Raw genomic sequence first — 3478 nt, 5'->3', positions numbered from 1 at the left:
GTTTCCCTTCCGGCGGTGTCGACTCTATCAGATCCTTTCGGGCCTGATTCCCGGTCAACTCGGGTTGTCTTTGCGGCTGTTGGGCCGTTCCGACGAGGTGAGACTTTAGCGGAATCTTCGCTCCCGAGCTAATCGGGGGCTATTCCTCATTTCGTAAGAGCGCACGAAAGCGAGACCGCGTTCGAGCGCGGAATGCTTGTAGTGGGTCTTGCGGAATGGCTGCCCGGGGACCGACTTTCGTCGGCTCTCACGTCGGGCAACTCGGAGAACACTACGGATCTACGAGGGCCGTGTCAACCCGCGGCCAGCTCGCGGCTGCGGTCGCGGGCTGCCTCCAGGGCGGAGAGCAGCGCGGCGCGTACGCCGTGGTTCTCCAGCTCGCGGATGGCGTTGATGGTGGTGCCCGCGGGGGACGTCACGTTCTCGCGGAGCTTCACCGGGTGCTCGCCGCTGTCGCGGAGCATCACGGCGGCGCCGATGGCGGCCTGGACGATCAGGTCGTGGGCCTTGTCGCGGGGCAGTCCGAGCAGGATGCCGGCGTCCGTCATGGCTTCGACCAGGTAGAAGAAGTACGCCGGGCCCGAGCCGGAGAGTGCGGTGCAGGCGTCCTGCTGGGATTCCGGGACGTGGAGGGTCTTGCCGACCGCGCCGAAGATTTCCTCGGCGTGGGTGAGGGCGGCGGGGGTGGCGTGGCTGCCGGCCGAGATGACGGACATGCCCTCGTCCACGAGGACGGGGGTGTTCGGCATGACGCGGATGACCGGGGTGCCTTCGGCGAGGCGGTCCTCGATGAAGGACGTGGTGATGCCCGCCGCCGCGCTGATGATCAGGCGGTCCACGGTGACGTGCGGGGCGAGCTCGTCGAGGAGCTTGCCCATGTCCTGGGGCTTGCAGGCCAGGATCAGGGTGTCGGCGCGCTTGGCGGCGTCGGCGTTCGCCACCGTCTCCACGCCGTAACGCGTGCGGAGTTCTTCCGCACGTTCCGTACGGCGGGTGGTGACCAGGAGGTTCTCGGGGGCCCAGCCGGCCCGGAGCATGCCGCTGAGGAGGGCCTCACCGATCTTGCCGGTGCCGAGGACGGCGACTTTCTGGGTCATGCGAGGGCCTCCCGGTTGCGTTGTTCGTTGGGCCATCCTCGCATCGGCTGGGGGGCGCCTGCGGCGGGCTTTCTTCCCCACCCCCTGACCCCGGCACCCGGACTTCGTTCGGATCTGCTCAAACGCCGCAGGGGCGGAATGTGTCAGGCCGTCCTGCGGCGCAAAGTGGCCGAGCCCAGACCGAGGACCAGGAGCGCGCACAGGGCGACGATCAGTGCGTCGCGGATGAAGTTGGCCGTCACGTCCGTGTGTTTGAGGACTTCTCCCATGCCGTCGACCGCGTACGACATGGGCAGGACGTTGGAGATCTTCTCCAGGACCGGCTGCATGTTGTCGCGGGCCGTGAACAGGCCGCACAGGAGGAGCTGGGGGAAGATCACGGCCGGCATGAACTGGACGGCCTGGAATTCGGAGGCGGCGAAGGCCGAGACGAAGAGGCCGAGGGCCGTGCCGAGGAGGGCGTCGAGCAGGGCGACAAGGAGGAGCAGCCACGGGGAGCCGACGACGTCGAGGCCCAGGGCCCACAGGGCGAGTCCGGTGGCGAGGAGCGACTGGACGACCGCGAGGGTGCCGAAGGCCAGGGCGTATCCGAGGATCAGGTCGGCCTTGCCCAGCGGCATCGCGAGCAGGCGTTCCAAGGTGCCGGAGGTGCGTTCGCGCAGGGTCGAGATCGACGTCACCAGGAACATCGTGATCAGCGGGAAGATGCCGAGGAGCGAGGCGCCGATGCTGTCGAACGTGCGCGGGCTGCCGTCGAATACGTAGCGCAGGAGCAGCAGCATCACGCACGGGACCAGGAGCATCAGCGCGATGGAGCGGGGGTCGTGGCGGAGTTGCCGTAGAACCCGGGCGGCTGTGGCGAGGGTGCGGGAGGTGTTCATCGCGAGGTCTCCTTGGTGCTGCTGGTCTCCGCCGCGTTCGCCGCGCTCTTCTCGGACGCCGTTGCCTCGTCGACCAGGCGGAGGAAGGCGGCTTCGACCGTCTCCGTATCCATGCGGTGGCGCAGGGCGTCCGGGGTGTCGTCGGCGAGGATCTCGCCTTCGCGCATGAGCAGGAGGCGGTGGCAGCGCTCGGCCTCGTCCATGACGTGCGAGGAGACGAGGATCGTGGTGCCGCGTCCTGCGATGTCGTGGAAGAGGTTCCACAGGTCGCGGCGCAGGACGGGGTCGAGGCCGACGGTCGGTTCGTCGAGGACCAGGAGCTCGGGGGTGCCGAGCAGGGCGACGGCGAGCGAGACGCGGCTGAGCTGGCCGCCGGAGAGGTTGCCGGCGAGCGCGTCGTGGTGGCTTTCCAGGTCCACGTCGGCGATCGCGCGGGTGACGTAGTCGCGGCGCAGGTCTGCGTAGCCGCGGCCCGGGATGAGGATCGCGGCGAAGTAGTCGAGGTTCTGGCGGACGGTGAGGTCCAGGTAGACCGAGGGGGCCTGGGTGACGTAGCCGATGCGGGAGCGCAGGGGCGCCGAGCCGGCCGGTTCGCCGAGGACGTCGAGGGTGCCGGTGACCTTGGCCTGGGTGCCGACGACGGCGCGCATCAGCGTGGACTTGCCGCAGCCGGAGGGGCCGAGGAGGCCGGTGATCTGGCCTCGGGGGACCTCGAAGCGGAGGCCCTTGAGGACGGTGCGGGGGCCGCGGACCACGGTCAGGTCGGCGGCCTTGATGGCGGGGCCCGGGGTGCCTGGTCCGGGCTCGGGGGCTTTTCCGGATCCATAATTCATCATGTGATGAATATGGGTCGCGCAGGGGTGCGGAGTCAAGTGCCCGGGTGGGTCAGCTCGCGGTGGCAGCCGGCTTGAGCGCGACCGTCAGTTCCACCGTGTAGTGCTCCTTCACCTGTCCGTCCGGGAACACGCGCAGGAGTTCCTCGCGCTCCTGAGCCAGCAGAGGTGCCGCGCGGTCCGGGCCGAGCGCGGCGAAGTAGGAGCGGCTGCCCAAGTGGGCCAGGTGGGCGTCGAGCGAGACCGCGCGGGTCCACCGCAGGCGCCGGTGGGCTCGGGAGGCGGACGGCGCGACGGATGCGATGAGGTGTTCCGTATCGACGGCGACGCCGAAGCCGTGGTGGCCGGGGACTCGGGACGCGAGGCGCTTCTCCTGGGCGGCGGACCAGGGGCTGTCGGGCACGTTCCACCACAGGGCGAGGGCGCCGCCCGGGCTCAGGACGCGCAGCGCCTCGGGGATGGAGCGTTCCGGGTCCGTCCAGTGCCAGGACTGGGCGTACGTGACGAGGTCGGCGCAGGCGTCGGCGAACGGCAGGGCTTCGCCGGCGGCCCGTACCAGCGGGACGTCCGGCAGGGCGGCGTGCAGCTGGGCGCCCATGCCGGGGCCGGGTTCGACGGCGGTCACCCGGGCGCCGCGGGCGCGCAGGAGGCGGCTGGCGATGCCCGT

Annotated in this window: 4 protein-coding genes; all 4 read right to left on the bottom strand. The window is 70.0% G+C overall.

Annotated elements, in window-relative coordinates; all coding sequences use genetic code 11:
• Positions 1-293: 293 nt before the first annotated feature.
• The gene (gene proC, locus ABT367_RS41170; RefSeq protein ID WP_352259078.1) at positions 294-1097 is read right to left on the bottom strand and encodes a pyrroline-5-carboxylate reductase; all 804 of its coding nucleotides are present in this window, start codon (positions 1095-1097) and stop codon (positions 294-296) included.
• Positions 1098-1240: 143 nt separating this feature from the next.
• On the bottom strand, positions 1241-1978 hold the full coding sequence (locus tag ABT367_RS41165; protein WP_352259077.1) for an ABC transporter permease: 738 nt from the start codon (positions 1976-1978) through the stop codon (positions 1241-1243).
• A complete protein-coding gene (locus ABT367_RS41160; protein ID WP_352259075.1) occupies positions 1975-2814 on the bottom strand; it encodes an ABC transporter ATP-binding protein in 840 nt (279 codons plus the stop codon). The genes ABT367_RS41165 and ABT367_RS41160 overlap by 4 nt, the downstream gene beginning before the upstream one ends.
• A 49-nt stretch (positions 2815-2863) precedes the next feature.
• On the bottom strand, positions 2864-3478 hold a 615-nt coding region (locus ABT367_RS41155), incomplete at its 5' end, for a class I SAM-dependent methyltransferase (RefSeq protein WP_352259073.1).

This window comes from Streptomyces mesophilus, assembly GCF_040300965.1.
In the GTDB taxonomy this organism is placed as follows: domain Bacteria; phylum Actinomycetota; class Actinomycetes; order Streptomycetales; family Streptomycetaceae; genus Streptomyces; species Streptomyces mesophilus_A.
The sequence above is the reverse complement of the archived record's forward strand: the minus strand, read 5'-3'. Positions and strand labels throughout refer to the sequence as shown.

What these genes read in the sequence shown, in the direction of transcription:
- proC (WP_352259078.1), bottom strand. Translation starts at nt 1,097, where the DNA reads ATGACCCAGAAAGTCGCCGTCCTCGGCACCGGCAAGATCGGTGAGGCC.
- ABT367_RS41165 (WP_352259077.1), bottom strand. Translation starts at nt 1,978, where the DNA reads ATGAACACCTCCCGCACCCTCGCCACAGCCGCCCGGGTTCTACGGCAA.
- ABT367_RS41160 (WP_352259075.1), bottom strand. Translation starts at nt 2,814, where the DNA reads ATGATGAATTATGGATCCGGAAAAGCCCCCGAGCCCGGACCAGGCACC.